The 20801-nt window shown below is 69.0% G+C and carries 19 protein-coding genes; 12 read left to right on the top strand and 7 right to left on the bottom strand.

What is annotated here, in order from left to right; translation table 11 throughout:
* Positions 1 to 90: 90 nt before the first annotated feature.
* From HNQ73_RS06155 to HNQ73_RS06145, 3 genes are all read right to left on the bottom strand, one after another.
* Positions 91 to 1572, bottom strand: coding sequence for a mannitol dehydrogenase family protein (locus HNQ73_RS06155; protein WP_183333271.1), 1482 nt, complete (start codon positions 1570 to 1572; stop codon positions 91 to 93).
* Positions 1569 to 2990, bottom strand: a complete 1422-nt coding sequence (gene uxaC, locus HNQ73_RS06150; protein ID WP_183333269.1) for a glucuronate isomerase — start codon at positions 2988 to 2990, stop codon at positions 1569 to 1571. The genes HNQ73_RS06155 and uxaC overlap by 4 nt, the downstream gene beginning before the upstream one ends.
* 226 nt (positions 2991 to 3216) lie before the next feature.
* Entirely contained in the window at positions 3217 to 3888 is a 672-nt protein-coding gene (locus HNQ73_RS06145; protein WP_183333267.1) for a GntR family transcriptional regulator, read from the bottom strand.
* Positions 3889 to 4171: 283 nt separating this feature from the next.
* Here HNQ73_RS06145 and HNQ73_RS06140 point away from each other — a divergent pair, with 283 nt between their 5' ends.
* The 8 genes from HNQ73_RS06140 to HNQ73_RS06105 all read left to right on the top strand — a co-directional run bounded on the left by HNQ73_RS06140 (position 4172) and on the right by HNQ73_RS06105 (position 12133).
* Positions 4172 to 5170 carry a sialic acid TRAP transporter substrate-binding protein SiaP gene (locus HNQ73_RS06140; protein WP_183333265.1) on the top strand — a complete coding sequence of 333 codons (999 nt, stop codon included), beginning with the start codon at positions 4172 to 4174 and terminating at the stop codon, positions 5168 to 5170.
* Between the two features lie 74 nt (positions 5171 to 5244).
* Positions 5245 to 5748, top strand: a complete 504-nt coding sequence (locus tag HNQ73_RS06135) for a TRAP transporter small permease (protein ID WP_183333263.1) — start codon at positions 5245 to 5247, stop codon at positions 5746 to 5748.
* The gene (locus HNQ73_RS06130; protein WP_183333261.1) at positions 5745 to 7040 is read left to right on the top strand and encodes a TRAP transporter large permease; all 1296 of its coding nucleotides are present in this window, start codon (positions 5745 to 5747) and stop codon (positions 7038 to 7040) included. Before HNQ73_RS06135 ends, HNQ73_RS06130 begins: the two co-directional genes overlap by 4 nt.
* 11 nt (positions 7041 to 7051) lie before the next feature.
* Positions 7052 to 8086 (top strand): aldo/keto reductase, encoded by a 1035-nt coding sequence (locus tag HNQ73_RS06125; protein ID WP_183333259.1) that lies wholly within the window; start codon positions 7052 to 7054, stop codon positions 8084 to 8086.
* A gap of 26 nt (positions 8087 to 8112) precedes the next feature.
* Positions 8113 to 8562: an RbsD/FucU family protein gene (locus HNQ73_RS06120; RefSeq protein WP_183333367.1), complete on the top strand. Its 450-nt coding sequence runs from the start codon at positions 8113 to 8115 to the stop codon at positions 8560 to 8562.
* A 112-nt stretch (positions 8563 to 8674) separates the two neighbouring features.
* Complete coding sequence (locus HNQ73_RS06115) at positions 8675 to 10201, top strand: UxaA family hydrolase (protein ID WP_183333257.1); 1527 nt, start codon at positions 8675 to 8677, stop codon at positions 10199 to 10201.
* A gap of 133 nt (positions 10202 to 10334) precedes the next feature.
* A complete protein-coding gene (locus tag HNQ73_RS06110; protein WP_183333255.1) occupies positions 10335 to 11477 on the top strand; it encodes a glycosyltransferase in 1143 nt (380 codons plus the stop codon).
* Positions 11474 to 12133 carry a class I SAM-dependent methyltransferase gene (locus tag HNQ73_RS06105; protein ID WP_183333253.1) on the top strand — a complete coding sequence of 220 codons (660 nt, stop codon included), beginning with the start codon at positions 11474 to 11476 and terminating at the stop codon, positions 12131 to 12133. Before HNQ73_RS06110 ends, HNQ73_RS06105 begins: the two co-directional genes overlap by 4 nt.
* 1 nt (position 12134) lies before the next feature.
* Here the strand turns inward: HNQ73_RS06105 and HNQ73_RS06100 are convergent, their stop codons facing one another.
* The 3 genes from HNQ73_RS06100 to HNQ73_RS06090 are packed head-to-tail and all read right to left on the bottom strand — an operon-like array spanning position 12135 to position 14566.
* On the bottom strand, positions 12135 to 12680 hold the full coding sequence (locus HNQ73_RS06100) for an O-acetyl-ADP-ribose deacetylase (protein ID WP_183333251.1): 546 nt from the start codon (positions 12678 to 12680) through the stop codon (positions 12135 to 12137).
* Positions 12681 to 12701: 21 nt separating this feature from the next.
* A complete protein-coding gene (locus HNQ73_RS06095; protein ID WP_183333249.1) occupies positions 12702 to 13784 on the bottom strand; it encodes a patatin-like phospholipase family protein in 1083 nt (360 codons plus the stop codon).
* Positions 13781 to 14566, bottom strand: a complete 786-nt coding sequence (locus HNQ73_RS06090; RefSeq protein WP_183333247.1) for a 3-hydroxybutyrate dehydrogenase — start codon at positions 14564 to 14566, stop codon at positions 13781 to 13783. Before HNQ73_RS06090 ends, HNQ73_RS06095 begins: the two co-directional genes overlap by 4 nt.
* A gap of 311 nt (positions 14567 to 14877) precedes the next feature.
* Between HNQ73_RS06090 and HNQ73_RS06085 the strand changes: the two genes are divergently transcribed.
* The 3 genes from HNQ73_RS06085 (at position 14878) to HNQ73_RS06075 (ending at position 18929) form a co-directional block, all read left to right on the top strand.
* Complete coding sequence (locus tag HNQ73_RS06085) at positions 14878 to 15423, top strand: Fur family transcriptional regulator (RefSeq protein WP_183333245.1); 546 nt, start codon at positions 14878 to 14880, stop codon at positions 15421 to 15423.
* Between the two features lie 59 nt (positions 15424 to 15482).
* Entirely contained in the window at positions 15483 to 16775 is a 1293-nt protein-coding gene (gene ispG, locus HNQ73_RS06080; RefSeq protein ID WP_244649920.1) for a flavodoxin-dependent (E)-4-hydroxy-3-methylbut-2-enyl-diphosphate synthase, read from the top strand.
* A gap of 192 nt (positions 16776 to 16967) precedes the next feature.
* Positions 16968 to 18929, top strand: a complete 1962-nt coding sequence (locus HNQ73_RS06075; RefSeq protein WP_373284867.1) for a potassium transporter Kup — start codon at positions 16968 to 16970, stop codon at positions 18927 to 18929.
* A gap of 16 nt (positions 18930 to 18945) precedes the next feature.
* On the opposite strand, the gene HNQ73_RS06070 is transcribed toward HNQ73_RS06075, so the two are convergent.
* Positions 18946 to 19866, bottom strand: coding sequence for a polyprenyl synthetase family protein (locus HNQ73_RS06070; protein ID WP_183333241.1), 921 nt, complete (start codon positions 19864 to 19866; stop codon positions 18946 to 18948).
* A gap of 99 nt (positions 19867 to 19965) precedes the next feature.
* On the opposite strand from HNQ73_RS06070, the gene mtgA reads away from it, so the two are divergent.
* On the top strand, positions 19966 to 20673 hold the full coding sequence (mtgA, locus tag HNQ73_RS06065; RefSeq protein ID WP_210304950.1) for a monofunctional biosynthetic peptidoglycan transglycosylase: 708 nt from the start codon (positions 19966 to 19968) through the stop codon (positions 20671 to 20673).
* Positions 20674 to 20801: the final 128 nt, after the last annotated feature.

The raw sequence follows: 20801 nt of genomic DNA, 5'->3' as shown, positions 1-20801 counted from the left end.
CACCCTCCTTCAAGACCCGGCAAGCGTGCGCCCCGATGGTTAACGAAATGTTAACGGCACGGCCGCGCAGCCGTGCCTGACGCTAGGTGCTCACACGTGTGCGAGGCTTGCGAGCGTCGCGCGGGCGCCGTCCCGGTAGAGCCGCTCCAGCGCCCCGCCGACGGCAGCGAGGAAGCGCGAATCACGCAGCAGGTCGGCGCCGAACACTGCCTCGACCCCGGCGAGCGCCCTGGCAATCTCGGCGGGCTCGCCGCCCGCGGAGCGGGCGATGGCCGCGAGATCCGCCGCCAGCGGGTCGCGCACGTCGATCGCGGCGCCCTTCTCATCGGTACCGGTGACGTAGCGCATCCAGGCGGCCACAGCGAGCGCATGCCGGGAGATGTCGGCGCCGGCCGCGAGCCGGTCGCGGATTGTGCCGAGCAGGCGCTGCGGCAGCTTCTGCGAACCGTCCATGGCAATCTGCCAGGTGCGGTGCTTGAGCGCCGGGTTGCGGAAGCGCTCGCGCAGGGAGCGCTTGTAGGCCTCGACGTCGGCGCCCGGCGGGATTGCCAGCGTCACCGTCGTGTCGTCCATGAGGGCGGCAACATAGGAGGCGAGGTTCGCATCCGCCATGGCCTCGGACACCGTCTGGTAGCCGGCGAGATAGCCGAGATAGGCGATGGCCGAATGGCTGCCGTTGAGCAGGCGCAGCTTCATGGCCTCGTAAGGCGCGACATCGGAGACGAGCGTCGCCCCCACCGTCTCCCAGGCCGGGCGGCCGGAGGGGAAATGGTCCTCGATCACCCACTGGCTGAAAGGCTCCGTCATCACCGGCCAGGCGTCGGCGACGCCGAGCCGTGCCCTGACGGCGGCGCGGTCCTCGTCGGTCGTCGCCGGCACGATGCGGTCCACCATGCTGTCGGGGCATGCGATCGTGTCGCGCACGAAGACGCCGAGATCAGGCGAGACAAGTTCCGCGAAGCGGGCGAGGATGCGGTGCAACGTCTGGCCGTTCGACGGCAGGTTGTCGCACGAGAGCACGGTGAAAGGCTCAAGGCCGAGGCTGCGGCGGCGGGCGATGGCCGCCGCCAGGAAGCCGATGGCCGAGCGCGGCCGGTTCAGATTGGCCAGATCATGCACCACATCGGGGTGCCTCTCGTCCAGCCGCCCGGTCGCCGGGTCGTGGCAGTAGCCCTTCTCCGTCACCGTGAGGGTGACGACCTTCACGTCCGGGTGGCAGAGGCGCTCGACGAGCGCGGCCGGGTCCTCTGGCGCCACCACGACCTCGCGGATCGCGCCGATGACGGCGAGCCGCTCTCCCTCGCCCGAACGCACCGCGAGGGTGTAGAGCCCGTCCTGGGGCTTGAGCGCATCGCGCGTATCGGGGCTGCGCAGGCTGGCCCCGACAATGCCCCACCGGAGGTCGCCGGCGGCGAGAACAGCGTCCGTGTAGGCGGCCTGGTGAGCGCGGTGGAAGGCGCCGATGCCGAGGTGGACGATGCCGGTCCGCATCGCCTTGCGGTCATAGGCCGGACGGGCCACGTCGGGCGGCAAGTCGGCAAGGCGCGCGGTGTTGAGGCGGGCCGTCGTCACAGCTTGTAGGCCTCCTTGGCCAGACGGTAGGCAAGATCGTAGGCGAGCTCGAATGCCTCATCCTCGTCGAGGCGGTGGGTGACCACGAGCTCGGCCAGGAAGGCGCAGTCGACACGCCGCGCCACGTCGTGGCGGGCGGGGATCGACGGGAAGGCGCGCGTATCGTCGTTGAAGCCGACCGTGTTGTAGAAGCCGGCCGTCTCCGTGACGAGCTCGCGGTAGCGGCGCATGCCCTCCGGGCTGTCGAAGAACCACCAGGCCGGGCCGAGCTTGAGGCACGGATAGTGGCCGGCGAGCGGGGCAAGCTCGCGCGAATAGGTGGTCTCGTCGAGGGTGAAGAGGATGACGGTGAGGTCGCGCTCGTTGCCGAAGCGGTCGAGCAGCGGCTTCAGGGCGTGGACATAGTCTGTCGCGGCCGGGATGTCGGCGCCCATGTCGCGGCCGAAGCGGGCGAAGAGCCCGGCGTTGTGGTTGCGCACGGAGCCGGGATGGATCTGCATGACGAGCCCGTCCTCGAGGCTCATCGCCGCCATCTCGGTGAGCATCTGGGCGCGGAAGAGCTCCGCATCCTCGCGGGTGACAGTGCCTTGCATGATGCGGCTGTAGAGCGCCTCGGCCTCCACGGGCGACAGGTCCGCCGTGCGGGCGCTCGGGTGGCCGTGGTCGGTGGAGGTGGCGCCCATCTCCTTGAAGAAGGCGCGGCGCTTGCGATGCGCCTCCAGATAGCCGGCGAAGGTGGAGACGTCGCAGCCTGTGATCTCGCCGAGGGCCTCGACATTGGCCTTGAAGCCGTCGAACTCCGGGTCGACCACCGGATCCGGCCGGTAGGCGGTGATGACGCGCCCCTTCCAGCCGCTCTCGCGGATCGCCTTGTGGTGGATCAGCGGGTCGAGCGGGCTCTCGGTGGTGGCGATGACCTCGATGTTGAAGCGCTCGAACAGCGCCCGCGGCCGGTAGGCGGGCTCTGCCAGCCGCTCCGCAATGCGGTCGTAGTAGAGATCCGCCGTCTCGGCCGAGAGCCGCACGTCGAGGTCGAAGAGGGTGGCGAAGGCGTGGTCGAGCCACATGCGGGTGGGCGTGCCGCGGAAGAGGTGGTAGCGCTCGGCGAAGCGGCGCCAGATCTTGCGCCCGTCGGTCTCGACCGCGCTGCCGTCCTTTGTCGGGATGCCAAGCTCCTCGAGCCGCACACCCTGGCTGTAGAGCATGCGGAAGATGTAGTGGTCGGGCACGACGAAGAGGCGGGCCGGATCCGGGAAGGGCTCGTTCTCGGCATACCAGCGCGGGTCGGTGTGGCCGTGCGGGGAGATGATCGGCAGATCCTTTACATGGGCATAGAGCCGTCGCGCCACGGCGCGCGCGGACGGATCGGCGGGAAAGAGGCGGTCCTCGTGGATGAGCGGCAGACGGCCCTCGCGCATCGGCACTTCCTTTCCTGCTGGAGGCCTGAGGCCTTCGTGAAAAGCGCCCCCCGGTGCGACGCCGCGCGCCGCGGGCGAAACCTACCCAGCTGCGCAGCCACTGTGAACTGCTTTCTCGGCGCCGATTGAAACGATTTAGGAATGGCGTGTCCCAGAAATAGCGCGCCCCGCCCGGCCCGGCAACCCGCGGCCGCAGCGGGAGCGAGCCCGGCCGCCGCCGCCGGCGTCAGCGCAGGCCGAGCGCGCGGTTGCGGGCGTTGTCGATGTGGGCCGAGAGGGCGGCCACGGCCTTCTGCGGGTCGCGCGTCTCCATGGCGGCGATGATGCCGAGATGCTCGCGCATCACGGGGGCCACAAGGCCGTCGATCCGCACCAGCTCCTGCCGGATGAGCCGGATCTTGATGGAATTGACGCGATAGGCCTTGGCGATGATCTCGTTGCCGAGCGCGTCGATCAGCATGTCGTGGAAGCCCCAGTCGACCGCCTGGCCCTCGGCCACGATCTCGGGCGTGTCGCCCTGCGCCTCCGCCCTCGCCAGCACCTCCTCGTGCTGGCGCCGCACGGCGGCGAGCGTCTCGTCGGACGCCGTCTGCACGAACTGCTCCATGGCACCGCGCTCCATAAAGAGGCGGAACTGGAACGCATCGCGGATGAGGTTGAGATCGATGTGGGCAACCTGCATGCCGCGCTGCGGCACCGTCTTGATGAGGCCCTCCGCCTCGAGGCGCGGGATGAGCTCGCGGATGGCGCCGAGCGGCAGGTCCGTCAGGGCCACGAGCTCGCGCTGGGAGATGAACTGGCCCGGACGCACGTTGCGGGCGAGCAGGTGCTGCGTGAAGCTGTCGTAGGCCTTCTCGCGCAGCTTGAGAGGGGCACCGTCATCCGCTGGCCGCTCCATCTCGTCCTCCTCCTGGTTTCCGGGCGGTGGCCCTGCCCCCATAAGGCCACGGACGGCATCGGCCAAGGCCCCCCGGACGACCGAGCCCGGCAGGGGTGATGCCACGCCGTCGGGCAGACGCCCCACGCGGGCAGGAATCGTCGCGGCACGGGCTGTCGGCCAGCTTGACCGGCTGACATGTTAGCTGGTTGTTTTTTGTTTGCAAGGATTCCGCCGCTTCGGCAATATGCGCACGATCGCGCCCGGAAAGGGCGCTCAAGAAGAGTCTCGGGAGGATCTCACCATGGCATTTTCGCTGAGCCGCCGGCTCGTCCTCGGCCTTGCCCTTTCCGGTGCGCTCGCCGCCGGCCAGGCATTCGCCGCCGATCCGATCAAGCTGCGCATCTCCACGCCCGCCGTCGATTCCGACTGGCACGCCAAGATGCTGCCCGTCTTCAAGGAGGAGCTCGAGAAGCGCGCGCCCGGCCAGTTCGACGTGGAGATCCATCTCAACGCCACGCTCTTCAAGCAGGGCGCCGAGCCGGCGGCGATGCAGCGCGGCAACCTCGAGATGGCGATGATCTCGGCCTTCGACATCGCCAAGCAGATACCCGAGTGGTCCATCTTCACGGCGGGCTACCTGATCCGCGACCCCGAGCATCAGCAGAAGGTCTTTGCGAGCGACATCGGCCAGGAGATGTACAAGCTCGTCGAGGACAAGATGGGCATCAAGATCCTCGCCGTGGGCTACCTCGGCACGCGCCAGCTCAACCTGCGCGGCGACAGGGAGGTGAAGACCCCGGCCGATCTCGCCGGCGTCAAGCTGCGCATGCCGAGCTCAGACACCTGGCTGTTCCTGGGCAAGGCGCTCGGCGCCAACCCGCTGCCGCTCGCCTTCGGCGAGATCTACACCGCGCTGCAGACCGGTGCCATCGACGGCCAGGACAACCCGCTGCCGACCGTGCGCGCGGCAAAGTTCTACGAGGTGACGAACCAGATCGTCCTCACCGACCATCTCGTGGACGCCATCTTCCTCTCGCTCGCCGGCTCCACCTGGAACAAGCTTGACGACAAGCAGAAGCAGGCCGTGCTTGAGGCTGCCCAGGCAGCCGTCGCCTTCAACAACGAGGGCCGCATCAACGAGGAGCGCCAGCTCGCCGCCGATTTTGCGCAGATGGGCCTCAAGGTCTACCGGCCCGACGTCGAGGCGTTCCGCGCCCATGTGCAGAAGGCCTATCTCGAGTCGGACCTCTCCAAGACCTGGCCCAAGGGCATGGTCGAGCGCATCAACGCGGTGAAGTAACCACCGCTCCCCTCTGTCACCGGACGCGCCGGGCGCGTCCGGTTTTCCGTCTCCAGCACCATCAAGGTTTGCCGATGCAGTCCGTGCGCTCGGGCCTGCGCTTCCTCGCCGATCTGGTGGGGGCGCTGCTCCTGGCGGCGATGTTCGCCGCCTTCCTCGTCCAGGTGTTCGCACGCTACGTCCTCAACGATCCCATCAGCTGGACGCAGGAGTTCGTGCTCATCGTCTATATCTGGATCGTCTTCTGGGGCGGAGCCTTCCTCGTGCGGGAGCGCGATCACATTACTTTCGACATGATCTTCGAGGGGCTGGCCCTGCCCGCGCGCCGCATCCTCGCTGTGGTCCTCACCGGGCTCATCGGCATTGCGTTCCTCGCTGCCCTGCCCGGCACAGTCGACTACATCGCCTTCATGGCGATCGAGAAGAGCCCGATCATGCGGGTTCCCTTCGACATCCTCTACTCCATCTTCGGCGTCTTCATGGTCGCCGTCGTCGCCATGGCTGGGCTGCGCATCAAGCGGCTCGCCGGGCGCCGCTGGCAGGAAGAGCTCGCCCGGAACGCCGGAGAAGAGCCGTGAGCACCGTCTTCATCTTCACGCTCGTCGCCTTCTTCGGCCTCGCCGTCCTCGGCATGCCGGTGGCCTTCGCCATGTTCGTGGCCTCCATCGCCTATCTTTTCGCGACCGGGCGCGACATCGGCCTGTTCGGCGAGCAGATCCTCAACGGGCTCTATGATTCCTTCGTGCTGCTGGCGGTGCCTTTGTTCATCCTGGCTGCGAACATCATGAACGCCAGCGGCGTCTCGGACCGCCTGTTCAACTTCTGCCAGGTGCTCGTCGGTCGCTTCCGCGGCGGCCTCGCGCAGGTCGACATCCTCGTCAGCATCATCTTCTCCGGCATGTCCGGTTCGGCCATCGCCGATGCGGCAGGTCCCGGCAAGCTCGTGACGCAGATGATGATCCGGCAGGGCAAGATCCCGCCCGGCTTCGCCGCGGCCGTCGCGGCCTCCTCCGCCACCATCGGGCCCATCATCCCTCCGTCGATCCCGATGGTGATCTATGCCGTCGTGTCCGACACCTCGGTGGGCTATCTCTTCCTCGGCGGCATCATTCCCGGCCTCATCATGGGCCTCGCCCAGATGGGCCTCGTCGGCTTCGTAGCCCGCCGGCGCAACTTCCCCCGCGGCGAGGGCATTCCGCTCAGCGAGCTGCCGCGCACCACGACCCAGGCCGTGCCAGCCCTGCTGATGCCGGTCATTCTTCTCTACTGCATCTACGGGGGCGCGACGACGCCGACCGAGGCCGCTGCCATCGCCGCCGCCTACGCCCTTGGGCTTGCGGTGTTCTACTATCGCGACTTCTCGCTGCGCACCGGCTTCGCCGTCTTCACGGAATCGGCCAGGGCGACGAGCGTGGTGGCGCTGCTCATCGCCGGTGCGCTGATCTTCAACTACATCGTCGCCTCGGAGCGCCTGCCCGAGCAGGTGGCGAGCCTGTTGCACGGCATCGAGATGTCGCCGCTGACGTTCCTCTTGCTCGTCAACCTGCTCTTCCTCGCTCTCGGCTGCCTCTTCGACGCCACCACGATGCTGCTCGTGCTGGTGCCACTCTTCCTGCCCGCGGCGAGGGAGCTCGGCATCGACCTTGTGCATTTCGGCGTCGTCGTGGTCGTCAACATCATGATCGGGCTGATCACGCCGCCCTACGGCGTCCTGCTGTTCATCATGAGCGGACTGACGGGCATCCCCCTGCGCGATATCATCCGGGAGATCTGGGCCTTCATCGCGATCCTGGTCGCTGCCCTGGCGCTGATGATCCTCGTGCCGGATGTTGTACTGTGGCTGCCGCGCCAGTTCGGCTACAACGGCTAGGGAGGACCTCCATGAGCCTGGCGACACGCACGCTTGGACGCAGCAACCTCACCGTCACCGTCCTCGGCTTCGGCACCGCGCCGCTCGGCGATCTCTATGCGCGGCTCGACGACGCCACGGCCATCGCCACCGTCGAAGCCGCCCTTGCCGCCGGCATCACGCTGCTCGACACCTCGCCGCACTACGGCAACGGCCTTGCCGAGCACCGTTGCGGCACGGCGCTGCGCCGCCACCGGCGCGACGGCCTCGTCCTGTCGACGAAGGTCGGGCGGGTGATGGATCCGCGCCAGCCGCCTGCGGCGCCGGCAAGGAGCGATGTGGCAGCACCCGGCTTTGCCGGCGGCCTGCCGCACAGGGCCTCCTTCGACTACTCCTACGATGGCGCCATGCGCTCCTTCGAGCAGTCGCTGCTGCGCCTCGGCACGGACCGCATCGACGTTCTGCTCATCCACGATGTCGATGTCTGGACCCACGGGCCGGACGCCATCGAGGCCCGCTTCAGGGAGGCGATGGACGGCGCCTACCGCGCCCTCGCCGACCTGCGTGACCAGAAGGTCATCAAGGCCATCGGCGTCGGCATCAACGAGGCCGACATGTGCGAACGCTTCGCCCGCGCCGGCGATTTCGACTGCATGCTGCTGGCGGGGCGCTATTCCCTGCTGGAGCAGCCGGCGCTCGAGAGCTTCCTGCCGCTGGCCCAGGAGAAGAACATCGGCGTCATGCTGGGCGGCGTGTTCAACTCCGGCATCCTCGCCACCGGCGCGGTGCCGGGGGCCCGCTACAACTATGCCCCCGCGCCCGACCACATCATGGACAAGGTGCGCCGCATCGAGGCCGTGTGCCGGGCGCATTCCGTCCCCCTCGCCCATGCGGCCCTGCACTTCGCGCTGGGGCATCCGGCCGTCGCGAGCCTCGTGCTCGGCGGCGTCACGCCGGAGGAGGTGAGCCGCAACGTCGCCGCCATTTCCGCCGCACCGCCGGCGGCGCTGTGGAGCGACCTCAAGAGCGAGGGCCTGCTTGCCCCCGACGCCCCGACGCCCGCCTGACTGCCGATGCCGGAGCCGACACCATGATGCTCAAAGGCCTCGATCCGCTTCTGACGCCCGACCTGCTCTGGGTGCTTGCCGCCATGGGTCACGGCGACGACCTCGCCCTCGTCGATGCCAATTTCCCGGCCGAGACCGTGGCGCGCCGCACCACCTCGGGCAGGCTCGTGCGCATGCCCGGCCTCACGATGGCGTGTGCCGCGGAAGCGGTGCTGTCGCTGCTGCCCATCGACACCTTCGTCGACGACCCCGTGCGGCGCATGGAGGTGGTGGGCGATGCTGTCACGCTGCCGCCGATACAGCAGGAGGTGCAGCAGGTCATAGACCGGGCGGCCGGCCGGGCGCTGCCCCTCGCCGGCATCGAGCGCTATGCCTTCTACGAGGCGGCGAGCAGGGCCTTTGCCGTCGTGCAGGTGGGCGACATGCGCCCCTACGGCTGCTTCCTCATCCGCAAGGGTGTTGTGCTGGCGGAGTAACGCGGGCCGGGGGAGCGGCCGCTTCCCGGGCTCGCATCGGTCGCAAGCGCGTAGTATAAAACGTTTCAAATAATCCCATCAGAGGCCGCTCGGCCCGCCCGGAAACACGCCCATGGATCGTCCCGTCACGCCCCGCACCCTTCGCCTCAACGCCGCAGACAATGTCATCGTCGCCGTCGACGCGCTCGAGCCCGGCACCTCCGTGGAGGGAGTCACGGCCACGCAGCGCGTGCCGCGCGGCCACAAGCTGGCGGTGGCGCCGGTGGCCCAGGGCGAGCCCATCATCAAGTTCGGCCAGATCATCGGCTTCGCGTCAAAGCCCATCGCCCCTGGCGAGTGGGTGCATGAGCATAATGTCGAGATGCACGACTTCGCCCGCGACTACCGCTTCGCTGAGGCGGCGCGGGAGGAGGAGATCCTGCCCCTCGAGCAGAGGGCGACCTTCCAGGGCTTCCGGCGCGCCAACGGCAAGGTTGGCACGCGCAACTACATCGGCATTCTCACCTCGGTGAACTGCTCGGCGACGGTCGCGCGCTTCATGGCCGAGGAAATCCGCCGCTCCGGCATCCTCGAGGACTATCCCAACGTCGACGGCGTCATTCCCCTCGTGCACGGCGGCGGCTGCGCCCTCGACGTCAAGGGCGAGGGGTACGAGGTCCTCAAGCGCACCCAGTGGGGCTATGCGACCAATCCCAACATGGCGGCGGTCGTCATGGTGGGCCTTGGCTGCGAAGGCTTCCAGATCGCGCGCTGGAAGGAGATGTACGGCATCGAGGAGAGCGACACCTTCCGCTCCTTTACCATTCAGGAGGTCGGCGGCACGAAGAAGACGGTGGAGGCCGGCGCCGCGGCCATCCGCGACATGCTGCCCATCGCCAACCGGGCGCGGCGCGAGACGGTGCCGGCATCCGAGCTGGTGCTCGCCCTGCAGTGCGGCGGATCGGACGGCTATTCCGGCATCACGGCCAACCCGGCCCTCGGCGCCGCGGCCGACCTGCTCGTCCGGCACGGCGGCACGGCCATCCTCTCCGAGACGCCGGAGATCTATGGCGCCGAGCACCTGCTGACACGCCGCGCCGCCACGCGCGAGATCGGCGAGAAGCTGGTCGAGCTCATCAAGTGGTGGGAGGACTACACCGCCCGCAACAAGATGGAGATGAACAACAACCCCTCGCCGGGCAACAAGGCAGGCGGCCTGACGACCATTCTCGAGAAGTCGCTCGGCGCCGCGGCCAAGGGTGGCACCACCACGATGACGGGCGTCTACCGCTATGCCGAGCCGGTCACGGCCAAGGGCTTCGTCTTCATGGACACGCCCGGCTACGACCCGGTCTCGGCGACGGGCCAGGTCGCCGGCGGCGCCAACATCCTTGCCTTCACAACCGGCCGCGGTTCGGCCTACGGCTGCAAGCCCACGCCGTCGATCAAGCTCGCCACCAACACCGAGATGTACCAGCGCATGATCGACGACATGGACATCAACTGCGGCGACGTGCTCGACGGTGTCTCCATCGAGGAAAAGGGCCGCGAGATCTTCGAGAAACTGCTGCGCGTCGCCTCGGGCGAGCGCTCCAAGTCCGAGCTGCTCGGCTACGGCGACGCCGAATTCGTGCCGTGGCAGATCGGCGCGACGATGTAACGGCGCCGCCGGGAGCTCCGCGTAGCATACGCGTGCCCCCGGCCTGACAGGGGTGTTCCCGGCTGTCTCGACGAAACGGGTCCGCTCGCGCTAAACCGCGCTCGCTCTTCTTTTCGGCTCTGCGTGAGGCACCGTGACCGACCGGCCCCGTTCCGTGCTCTTCCTCGTCACCGAGGACTGGTTCTTCGCATCCCATTTCCTCCCCATGGCGCGGGCCGCGCGTGAGATGGGCCTGTCCGTGACGGTGGTGGCACGGGTGCGTGCGCACCGGGAGGTGATCGAGGCGACCGGCGCCCGCGTGGTGGCGCTCGAGGCGGACCGGCGCAGTATGAATCCGCTTGCCATCCTGCGCACCGTCGCCGCCATGCGCCGCGTGCTCGCACAAGAGCGCCCGGACATCGTGCACGCCATCGCCCTGCGCTCCATCGTGCTCGGCGGCCTTGCGGCGCGCCTCGCCGGCATCGGCCGGCGCGTCTACGCCCTCACGGGCCTCGGCTTTCTCGGCGCCCGCCGCGACGCCGCGGCGCGGGCGGCACGGGCGGGGCTGCGCCTCGTCATCCGCGGCGCGCTCGAAAGCCGTGGCACGCACTATCTCTTCGAGAACGACGACGACCCGCGCCTTGTCGGACTCGATCCGCACGCGCCGAACGTGACCATCGTCGGCGGCGCCGGTGTCGATCCGGAGGACTATCCCGTGGCGCCGCTGCCGCCGCAGCCGCCGCTGAAGGTGGCGGTCGTGGCGCGCATGCTGTGGTCGAAGGGCATCGACCTTGCGGTGGAGGCGGTCCGCCGCGCCCGTGCGGACGGCGTTGCGGTGGAGCTCTCGCTCTTCGGCGCGCCGGACCCGGCCAACCCCAAGGCAGTGCCGGAGGCGACCCTGAGACAGTGGTCTGAGGAGCCCGGCATCGCCTGGCGCGGCCCGACGCGCGACATCGCCGGGGTCTGGCGCGAGCATCACGTCGCCTGCCTGCCCTCGCGCGGCGGCGAGGGCCTGCCACGGACCCTGCTTGAAGGGGCGGCGAGCGGCCGCGCCATCCTGACGACGGACGTGCCCGGCTGCCGTACGCTGGTGCGCGACGGCATCGAGGGCCTCGTGGTGGCGCCCGACGATGCGGCGGCGCTCGCCGGTGCCATCGCCCGGCTCGCAGCCGAGCCGCAGCGCGTCGCCGCCATGGGCGCCGCAGCGCGCGCCCGTGTGCTCGAGGGCTTCACGGAACGCCACGTGATGGAACGGCTCAAGGCGCTCTACCGCCGCATGCTCGCCGAGGGGCCATGACACCGCTCGCCCACGACAAGGCGGCTTTCGTCCGCGCCCATACCCGGCTCCTGCCCGTGCCCCACGCTCCGGAAATCGTGTTGCACGTGGCGGACGAGGCAACCGCCCTGTGGGAGAAGACCGAGGAGGAACTCGGCGCCATGGGCCTGCCGCCGCCCTTCTGGGCCTTCGCCTGGGCTGGCGGACAGGCGCTGGCGCGTTACGTCCTCGATCATCCTGCCGTCGTCACCGGGCAGCGCGTGCTCGATTTCGCCTCCGGCTCCGGGCTCGTGGCCGTCGCCGCCGCGCGGGCCGGCGCGGCACGGGTGGAGGCCTGCGACATCGACGCCTTCGCTGCGGCGGCCATTGCCGTCAACGCCGAGGCGAACGGCGTCGCGCTCACCGTCCGCCAGGAGGATCTCGTCGGCGTCGACGAGGGGTGGGACTGCGTGCTCGCCGGCGACATCTGCTACGAGCGTGACCTCGCGGCCGCCGTCACCGACTGGCTGTCGCGCCTCGCCGCCCGCGGCGCCACGGTGCTGATCGGCGACCCCGGCCGCAGCTATCTGGCGCGCGAGCGGCTCGAGCCTATCGCCACCTACGAGGTGCCGGTAACAAGGGCGCTGGAGGACAACGAGATCAAGAGGACGAGCGTCTGGGTCTTCCGCAGCGTCTGAATCACCGCGCGAGCCGTTCCAACGCCTCGCGATGCAGCTCGGCGCTCGCGGGCGAGAAGCAGCAGAAGATGACGTGCTCCACGACGACCTCCGGCAGGCACGCGAGCACAGTGCCGACCGCGATCGGTGCCGCCTTCTCCGGCGGAAAGCCGTAGATGCCGGTGGAGATGGCGGGAAAGGCGATGCGCGCGAGCCGGTGCGCATGGGCGAGGGCGAGCGCATTGCCATAGCAGGCGGCGAGCAGCCTCTCCTCGCCCTCGCCGCCGCCGCGCCAGACCGGACCGACCGTGTGGATGACATGGGCGGCGGGCAGCCTGTAGCCGCGCGTGATCTTCGCCTCTCCAGTCTCGCAGCCGCCGAGCGTGCGGCATTCGGCCAGAAGCTCCGGCCCCGCGGCACGGTGGATCGCCCCGTCGACGCCGCCACCGCCGAGCAGCGTCCGATTGGCGGCGTTGACCACGGCATCGACAGCAAGGCCCGTGATGTCCCCCACCACGATCTCGACGGTGCCGCCGGGAACTGCGGCAAGATGCGGCCAGTCGCTCATGGCCGGTCCCCTCCCGCTTCGTCAGGCGAATTCGCGGCGCAGGTCGAGCGTCGACCGCACGCCGACGGCATCATAGTTCTCCTTGAGCCATTTGCGAGCCGCCTGTCGGCCGAAGTCGGCGAGGCGCTGCAGGAGGCTCCAGTCCGCCGACAGGCGCGAGGCGGCCGTCACGCGCTTCATCAGCAGGTCGGCGTCAATGCGGTGCATGAGCACCCGCTTGTACTCGTCCTTCGACAGCTTGCCCTCGTCGATGAGGCGGGTGACAAAGTCAATGGCGCGCATCTCGCGCAGCAGCGTGGCGTTGAAGGTGATCTCGGTCAGGCGGTTCTGGATCTCGCGGGCCGTGCGCGGCGTCTCCTCCCGCTCGATGGGGTTGATCTGCACGAGCAGCACATCGTCGCTCACCGTGCGGTAGAACAGCGGGAAAAGCGCGGGATTGCCCATGTAGCCGCCATCCCAGTAGGGCACGCCGTCGATCTCGACCGCCTGGAAGACCATGGGCAGGCAGGCCGAGGCCATGATGTGGTCGGCCGTCAGCTCCGGACGCTCGAAGACCTTGATCTTGCCCGTGCGCACGTTGGTCGCGGCGATGAAGAGCGAGACCGAGTTGCAGGCACGCACCTTCTCGAAGTCGATCAGCTCCTCGATGAGGTCGCGCAGGGGGTTGATGTTGAGCGGGTTGAAGTCGTAGGGGCTGGCGAAGCGCGACACCATGTCGAACCACAGCAGGCCGGGCGGCTCGTCACCCCCGCCCCAGATGCCGAGCATCCGGTCGACCAGCGAGCGCTGCAGCGGCGGCAGGGCCGCATCGCGGCTGACGCGACGCCAGAAGGTCTCGAGGTGGCGCCGGGCGCCCTCGATGCCGCCCTCGATAAAGCCCTGGGTCATCACGACGGCGTTCATGGCGCCGGCGCTCGTGCCCGACATCGCCTCGATGGCAAGGCGCCCGTCCTCGAGCAGCGCGTCCAGGACGCCCCAGGTGAAGGCACCGTGGGCGCCGCCGCCCTGCAGGGCAAGGCAGATCCCCTTCTCCGCCTTGGGACCGGCGATGCCGGGCAGGCCGCCCGCCGGCCCCTCGGCGCGCTTGCGGGCGCGGCCGCTCATTCGGCTGTCCAGCCACCGTCGATGGTGGCGAGCGCACCGGTGATGGAGCGCGCGGCGTCCGAGGCAAGGAAGACGGCATAGGCCGCCACCTCGTCCACCGTCACGAACTCCTTCGTCGGCTGGCTGGCGAGCAGCACCTTCTCCTTCACCTCGGCCTCGCTGATGCCGCGGGCCTTCGCCGTGTCGGGGATCTGCTTCTCGACGAGCGGTGTCCAGACGTAGCCGGGGCAGATGGCGTTCACCGTGATGCCGTAGGTCGCAACCTCGAGGGCGACGGTCTTGGTCAGGCCGGCGATGCCGTGCTTGGCCGCCACATAGGCCGACTTGAAGGGCGAGGCGACGAGGGCATGGGCCGAGGCGGTGTTGATGATACGGCCCCAGCGGCGCGCCTTCATGCCCGGAACCGCTGCCCGGATGGCATGGAAGGCGGAGGAAAGGTTGATCGCGATGATCTGGTCCCACTTCTCGATCGGGAATTCCTCGACCGGCGCGACGTGCTGGATGCCCGCGTTGTTGACGAGCACGTCGACGGAACCGAAGGCCTTCTCGGCATCGGCGATCATCTGGGCAATCTCCGCCGGCTTCGTCATGTCAGCGCCGGAATAGACCGCCTTGACGCCGAACTCGCGCTCGATCATCGCCCGCTCCCGTTCGATGGCGGCGGGCTCGCCGAACCCGTTGATGACGACGTTGGCGCCCTCGGCGGCGAGGGCCCGGGCGATGGCGAGCCCGATGCCGCTCGTTGAACCCGTGACGACGGCGGTGCGCGATTTCAGCGACATGTGCTGCTCCCGAAATGCTGTTGTGGCTGACGGTTCTGGATGCGGCGAAGCACGCTCCCCCAAGGCCTTCGCGACGAAGCGTCGCCGCGGGTGGGCAACCGGAAGGGCACAGCCTATCTATGTTGCGACGCAGTGCAAAGCCACGTTGCGTAGGGTCTGGCCGCCTGCCGCCCTCGGCCGCGGTCGTGTCTGCGAGGGCCAGGCCCGGAACGGTGCCTCGTTGGACATGTAACGCTATACTGTTCGCGCGCAGGCAGCGCCGGGCCGGATGCCGGCGACGGCGGACCACGACGGAAACAGACGGCGACGCGATGCACGAGATCGAAGCGGGCCACCACCACCATCACCACGAGGGCGGCAGCTGTGCCCACGCTGCCGCTCGGCTGAGGGAAGCGCCTGCTGCCCTCGATGCAGCCGAGGCCGCCTGCCGCGAGCGCGGCCAGCGGCTGACGCCGATCCGCCGCGCCGTGCTTGAGGCGCTCTATGCCACGCACCGGCCGCTCGGCGCCTACGACCTCGCCGAGGCCCTGACCCGCCAGGATGAGCGGCGCGTGGCGCCCATCACCATCTACCGCGCCCTCGACTTCCTTCTTGAACAGGGCTTCGTGCACAAGCTCGAGACGAAGAACGCCTTCGTCGCCTGCCCGCACCGGCATGAGCCGGGCGAGCTCGTCGTCTTCCTCATCTGCGAAACCTGCGGCGGTGTCGACGAGGCGTCCTCGCCCGAGGTTGGCTCCGCCCTGCGGCAGGTGCTGACGGGCGCCGCCTTCAAGCCGCGCGCCCAGGTCGTCGAGATCGCCGGCACCTGTGCCCATTGCCGCACCGGCGCAAAAGCCGAAAGTCAAGCCTTGACCTGACGGCGCGAGAGGCGCAGCAAGACTGACGATCGTCCAAACGAGCGTTCCGAGCCGATCACATGACAGCAGACATCACCCATCTGCCGGGCACCGAGGCGCTGGCGCCCGCTCCTGCAGGCGCTGGTGCGCGGCACCGCACAGTCGGCGTCAAGGTCGGTTCCGTCGTGGTCGGCGGCGGAGCGCCCATCGTCGTCCAGTCGATGACGAACACGGACACCGCCGACGTGGACGCGACAGTGCGGCAGGTGGCCGCGCTGGCGCGGGCGGGCTCGGAGCTCGTGCGCGTCACGGTCGACCGGGCCGAAGCAGCGGCGGCGGTGCCGCACATTCGCGACAAACTGGCGCGCATGGGCATCACCGTTCCCATCGTGGGCGACTTCCACTTCATCGGCCACAAGCTGCTCGCCGAACATCCGGCCTGCGCCGAGGCGCTGGACAAGTACCGCATCAACCCCGGCAATGTCGGCTTCAAGGAAAAGAAGGACCGGCAGTTCGGCATGATCGTCGAGACGGCGATCCGCTGGGGCAAGCCCGTGCGCATCGGCGCCAACTGGGGCTCGCTCGACCAGGAGCTGCTAACGCACCTCATGGACATCAATGCACGCTCGTCCCGGCCCGTCGATGCACGCGCCGTGACCCGCGAGGCGCTGGTGCGCTCGGCCCTGCTCTCGGCGGCCCGGGCGGAGGAGATCGGCCTCGGCCGCGACAAGATCATCCTCTCCGCCAAGGTCTCGTCGGTGCAGGATCTCATCGCCGTCTACCGGGACCTCGCCGCGCGGTCCGACTATGCGCTGCACCTCGGCCTCACCGAGGCCGGTATGGGCTCCAAGGGCATCGTGGCCTCCGCGGCTGCCATCGGCATCCTCCTGCAGGAGGGCATCGGCGACACGATCCGCTTCTCGCTGACGCCCGAGCCTGGCGGCGACCGGACGCTCGAAGTCAAGGCGGCCCAGGAGCTTCTGCAGACCATGGGCTTCCGCACGTTCGTGCCGCTCGTCGCCGCCTGCCCGGGCTGCGGGCGCACCACCTCCACCGTGTTTCAGGAACTGGCCCGCGACATCCAGGACTGGATTTCGGCCTCCATGCCCGAGTGGCGGACGCGCTATCCCGGCGTCGAGACGCTCAACGTCGCGGTCATGGGCTGCATCGTCAACGGCCCCGGCGAATCGAAGCATGCCGACATCGGCATCTCGCTGCCCGGCACCGGGGAAATGCCGGCCGCCCCGGTCTTCATCGACGGACAGAAGGCCACGACCTTGCGTGGGCCCACCATTGCGGCGGACTTCAAGACGATCGTGGCCGACTACATCGAAAGGCGTTTCGGCCAGCGCCTGTCGAAGGCTGCCGAATAGTCCGGCGCTTCACCGTTCCGCAATTCGCCCTTTCCGGCGCCCGGCATGCCGGGCGTTTGCCCTGCCGGTCCATTGTGGTAAACACCGCCGGCCCAAGGGGCACTCCTCGGCGCCGGCGCGCTGTCCGGAAGGGGATCTGTGCCGCCGTCAGCGGCGGCCTTTTCGTGCGGCCAACCACGGGCCTTCATCCATATGGTTTCAGACACCAAAGCGTCCGTGCTCGCAGGTCAGGGCAGCAATGAGCAGGCTGCCGGCGGCGACGCGGAACAGGCAGGAGCGCACGCTCCCGCCGGCTTCTTTGCCCTGGCGCTCGGATCGATCGGCGTCGTCTATGGCGACATCGGCACGAGCCCGCTCTATGCGCTGCGCGAGGCCGTACATGCCGTCTCGGGTGGCATCTCGGGCGGCGCCTGGCCTATCGCCCGCGAGACCATCATCGGCGTCCTGTCGCTCATCCTGTGGTCGCTCATCCTCGTGGTGACCATCAAGTACGTCGTGATCCTGCTCAGGGCCGACAACAAGGGCGAAGGCGGCACTCTGAGCCTCGTCGCCCTCGCCCAGCGGGCCATGGGCCGCTCGCACGGCCTCGTGCTCGCCCTGGGCATCACCGGTGCGGCGCTGTTCTATGGCGATTCCATGCTGACGCCGGCCATTTCGGTGCTGTCGGCGGTCGAGGGCTTCCGGCTCGCTGCGCCGGAGCTCGGCCACTATGTGGTGCCCATCACCGTCGTCATTCTCGTGGCGCTCTTCGCCGTGCAGAGCCGCGGGACCGGGAAGGTCGCCGCCTTCTTCGGCCCGGTCATGGCCCTCTGGTTCGCCGTACTCGGCCTGACGGGCCTTCTGCACATCATGGACGATCCGGACGTGTTCCGGGCCCTCTTGCCGCACTACGGGCTGATGTTCCTCATCAACCACCCGGCCGTCGCCTTTGCCGTTCTCGGCGCGGTCTGCCTCGCCGTGACGGGGGCCGAGGCGCTCTATGCCGACCTCGGCCACTTCGGCCGCGGCCCCATCCGGGCGGCCTGGATGGGCTTTGTCTTCCCCGCCCTGGTGCTGAACTACTTCGGCCAGGGCGCCCTCGTGCTCGCCCATCCCGACGCAATCGAGAACCCCTTCTACCGGCTGGTGCCGGACTGGGGCCTCCTGCCGCTGACCGTCATGGCGATGGTCGCCACCATCATCGCGAGCCAGGCCGTCATCACGGGCGCCTTCTCGCTCACGCGCCAGGCCATCCAGCTAGGCCTGCTGCCGCGCCTTGAGGTGCGCTTCACCTCGGCCTCGCACCAGGGCCAGATCTTCCTGCCGCGCGTCAACGCCATGCTGCTCGTCGGCGTGCTTTTCCTCGTCGCCATGTTCGGCTCCTCGAGCGGCCTTGCCCACGCCTACGGCATATCGGTCTTCGGGGCGATGGTGGTGGACGGGATTCTCGCCATCCTCGTCATCTGGCGGGGCTGGCGCTGGAGCCTGGCTCTGGCCGCCCTGCTCATTACACCGTTCCTCGCCATCGACATCGCGTTCTTCGCCGCCAACCTGCTCAAGCTGTTCTCGGGCGGCTACGTGCCGGTGCTCCTGGCGAGCATCCTCATCATCGTCATGTGGACCTGGGTGAAGGGCACCGCCATCCTCTTCGCCAAGACGCGCAAGGTGGACGTGCCGCTCGTCGAGCTTGTGGAGATGCTGCAGAAGAGCCCGCCGCACCGCGTCAAGGGCACGGCCGTCTTCCTGACGAGCGACCCCGAGACCGCCCCGTCGGCTCTGCTGCACAACCTGAAGCACAACAAGGTTCTGCACGAGAAGAACGTCATTCTCACCGTCAAGACTGCGGATGTGCCGCGCATCGGCGACGAGGAGCGCGTCAACATCGAGCCCATCGCCGACGGCTTCTGGCGGGTGGAGATGACCTTCGGCTACATGGAGACGCCCAACGTGCCGAAGGGCCTCGCCATCCTGCGCAAGCGCGGCTTCAAGTTCGACATCATGTCGACGTCGTTCTTCCTCTCGCGCCGCTCAATCCGGCCGGCCGCCCAGTCCGGCATGCCGCTGTGGCAGGACAGGCTGTTCATCTCGCTCGCCAAGAACGCCAACGACGCCACGGACTTCTTCCAGATTCCCACCGGGCGCGTCGTCGAGGTCGGCACCCAGGTGACGGTGTAGGACGTCGCGCCCAGCGCTACTTGCGGCGGACGGCGGCGAAGCGCGCCGCCTCGCGCAGCGTGTCGGCAGCCGCGCCGAAGGGGGCGAGCGCTGCCACGGCCTCCTCGGCGAGACGGTCCCGCTCGGCCCGCGCGGCCTCGAGGCCGAGCACGTCGACGAGCGTCGCCTTGCCCCTGTCGGCGTCCTTGGCGGTGCGCTTGCCGAGCGCGTCGGTGCTCGCCTCCCGGTCGAGGATGTCGTCGGCGATCTGGAAAGCCGCGCCAAGCGCCCGGCCGTAGGTGGCGAGCATGCGGCGCTCCTCGGCCCCCGCCCCTGCCATGATGCCGCCCGCATCGACCGCGAAGGCGATGAGGGCCCCGGTCTTCATGGCCTGCAGGCGACGCACCTCGGCTTCGGCGAGGGGCTGGGTCCGGCTCTCGGCCTCGAGGTCGAGCATCTGCCCGCCCACCATGCCGCCGAGCCCCGCCGCCCGGGCGAGGCCCAGCACCAGCTCGGCGCGGACGCTCGCGTCCTCCGTCAGAGCCGGATCGGCGAGAACGTCGAAGGCGAGCGTCAGGAGCGCATCGCCGGCCAGGATCGCGGTGGCCTCGTCGAAGGCGCGGTGCACGGTGGGCCGGCCGCGCCGCAGATCGTCGTCATCCATGGCCGGCAGGTCGTCGTGAACGAGGGAGTAGCAGTGCAAGAGCTCGATGGCCGCCCCCACCCTGAGCGGCGCCTCTCCATCCGCGCCAAGGAGCCGCGCGGTCTCAACCGTAAGGAAGGGGCGCAGGCGCTTTCCGCCCGCGAGCACGGCATGGCGCATGGCGGCGACAAGACGGGGCGGCCGGGCGATCTCGCCGGCCAGCGGCGCATCGCCGAGAAGCGCCTGGAGCAGCGGCTCCAGCGTGCGGGCCACGGTCTCGAGACGCTCGGTGAAGGTGGCGCTCAAGCTCGCCATGATCGTTCTCCCAGGGACGCCACCGGTAACGTGAGGTCGCGCGTCGCTTGCCCGAGACGCGCGGATCGGTCAAGCCTAGGGATCGATCGGGGGAAGGAGATGGCCGCGAACGTGCAGGCAAGAGGCCGGGGAAGGCTCGCCGTCGGCCGGGCGGTGCTGCGCTGGATCATGCGCGCGGCGCTCGCCATCGTGCTGTTCTGGTCCGTGTCGATCGCGGCCTACCGCGTCCTGCCGCCCGTTTCCACGCTGATGCTGGGGCGCTGGCTGACGCTGCAGCCGGTCGAGCGCATCTACGTGCCCCTTTCGGACATATCGCCGCATCTCGCCCGCGCGGCCATCGCGGCGGAGGATTCGCGCTTCTGCATGCACGCCGGCATCGACTGGTTCGCGCTGCAGACCGTGATCGAGGATGCGCTGGGCGACGGCGCGGCCCGAGGCGCTTCGACGATCACCATGCAGACGGTCAAGAACATCCTGCTCTGGCCGGGCCGCTCCTACCTGCGCAAGGGGCTGGAGCTGCCGCTGGCGCTGGTGCTCGATGCCGTCTGGCCCAAACGGCGGGTTATGGAGGTCTATCTCAATATCGCCGAATGGGGCGAGGGCATCTTCGGCGCCGAGGCGGCGGCGCGGCACCATTTCGGCAAGAGCGCGCGTGACCTGACGCAGCGCGAGGCGGCCCTTCTCGTCGCGGCCCTGCCCAACCCCATCGCGCGCAATCCGGCCCGTCCCACACGCTATCTCTCCCGCTACGCTTCGCGCATTATGGCCCGCATGGGCAACGAGAACGTCTCATGCCTCAGGACATGAGGGAAAATCCGACTTTCTGCCCGCCGAGGACTAGCCAACCCGGCGCTGAACCTGTATAAGCCCGCGTCCCAGAGACAGTTTTCGTCAACGAGGGACCTGCGCCCGTTGCGCGTGCAGGCCCGCAGAAG

This window comes from Chelatococcus composti, from assembly GCF_014201415.1.
Taxonomy (GTDB): Bacteria; Pseudomonadota; Alphaproteobacteria; order Rhizobiales; family Beijerinckiaceae; genus Chelatococcus_A; species Chelatococcus_A composti.
This window is presented reverse-complemented; position numbering and strand designations above follow the sequence as displayed.

Bases quoted from the DNA above. Each gene is read 5' to 3' on its own strand.
- uxaC (WP_183333269.1), bottom strand. From the start codon at position 2,990: ATGCGCGAGGGCCGTCTGCCGCTCATCCACGAGGACCGCCTCTTTCCC.
- HNQ73_RS06145 (WP_183333267.1), bottom strand. From the start codon at position 3,888: ATGGAGCGGCCAGCGGATGACGGTGCCCCTCTCAAGCTGCGCGAGAAG.
- HNQ73_RS06140 (WP_183333265.1), top strand. From the start codon at position 4,172: ATGGCATTTTCGCTGAGCCGCCGGCTCGTCCTCGGCCTTGCCCTTTCC.
- HNQ73_RS06135 (WP_183333263.1), top strand. From the start codon at position 5,245: ATGCAGTCCGTGCGCTCGGGCCTGCGCTTCCTCGCCGATCTGGTGGGG.
- HNQ73_RS06125 (WP_183333259.1), top strand. From the start codon at position 7,052: ATGAGCCTGGCGACACGCACGCTTGGACGCAGCAACCTCACCGTCACC.
- HNQ73_RS06120 (WP_183333367.1), top strand. From the start codon at position 8,113: ATGCTCAAAGGCCTCGATCCGCTTCTGACGCCCGACCTGCTCTGGGTG.
- HNQ73_RS06115 (WP_183333257.1), top strand. From the start codon at position 8,675: ATGGATCGTCCCGTCACGCCCCGCACCCTTCGCCTCAACGCCGCAGAC.
- HNQ73_RS06105 (WP_183333253.1), top strand. From the start codon at position 11,474: ATGACACCGCTCGCCCACGACAAGGCGGCTTTCGTCCGCGCCCATACC.
- HNQ73_RS06100 (WP_183333251.1), bottom strand. From the start codon at position 12,680: ATGAGCGACTGGCCGCATCTTGCCGCAGTTCCCGGCGGCACCGTCGAG.
- HNQ73_RS06095 (WP_183333249.1), bottom strand. From the start codon at position 13,784: ATGAGCGGCCGCGCCCGCAAGCGCGCCGAGGGGCCGGCGGGCGGCCTG.
- HNQ73_RS06090 (WP_183333247.1), bottom strand. From the start codon at position 14,566: ATGTCGCTGAAATCGCGCACCGCCGTCGTCACGGGTTCAACGAGCGGC.
- HNQ73_RS06085 (WP_183333245.1), top strand. From the start codon at position 14,878: ATGCACGAGATCGAAGCGGGCCACCACCACCATCACCACGAGGGCGGC.
- ispG (WP_244649920.1), top strand. From the start codon at position 15,483: ATGACAGCAGACATCACCCATCTGCCGGGCACCGAGGCGCTGGCGCCC.
- HNQ73_RS06075 (WP_373284867.1), top strand. From the start codon at position 16,968: ATGGTTTCAGACACCAAAGCGTCCGTGCTCGCAGGTCAGGGCAGCAAT.
- HNQ73_RS06070 (WP_183333241.1), bottom strand. From the start codon at position 19,866: ATGGCGAGCTTGAGCGCCACCTTCACCGAGCGTCTCGAGACCGTGGCC.
- mtgA (WP_210304950.1), top strand. From the start codon at position 19,966: ATGGCCGCGAACGTGCAGGCAAGAGGCCGGGGAAGGCTCGCCGTCGGC.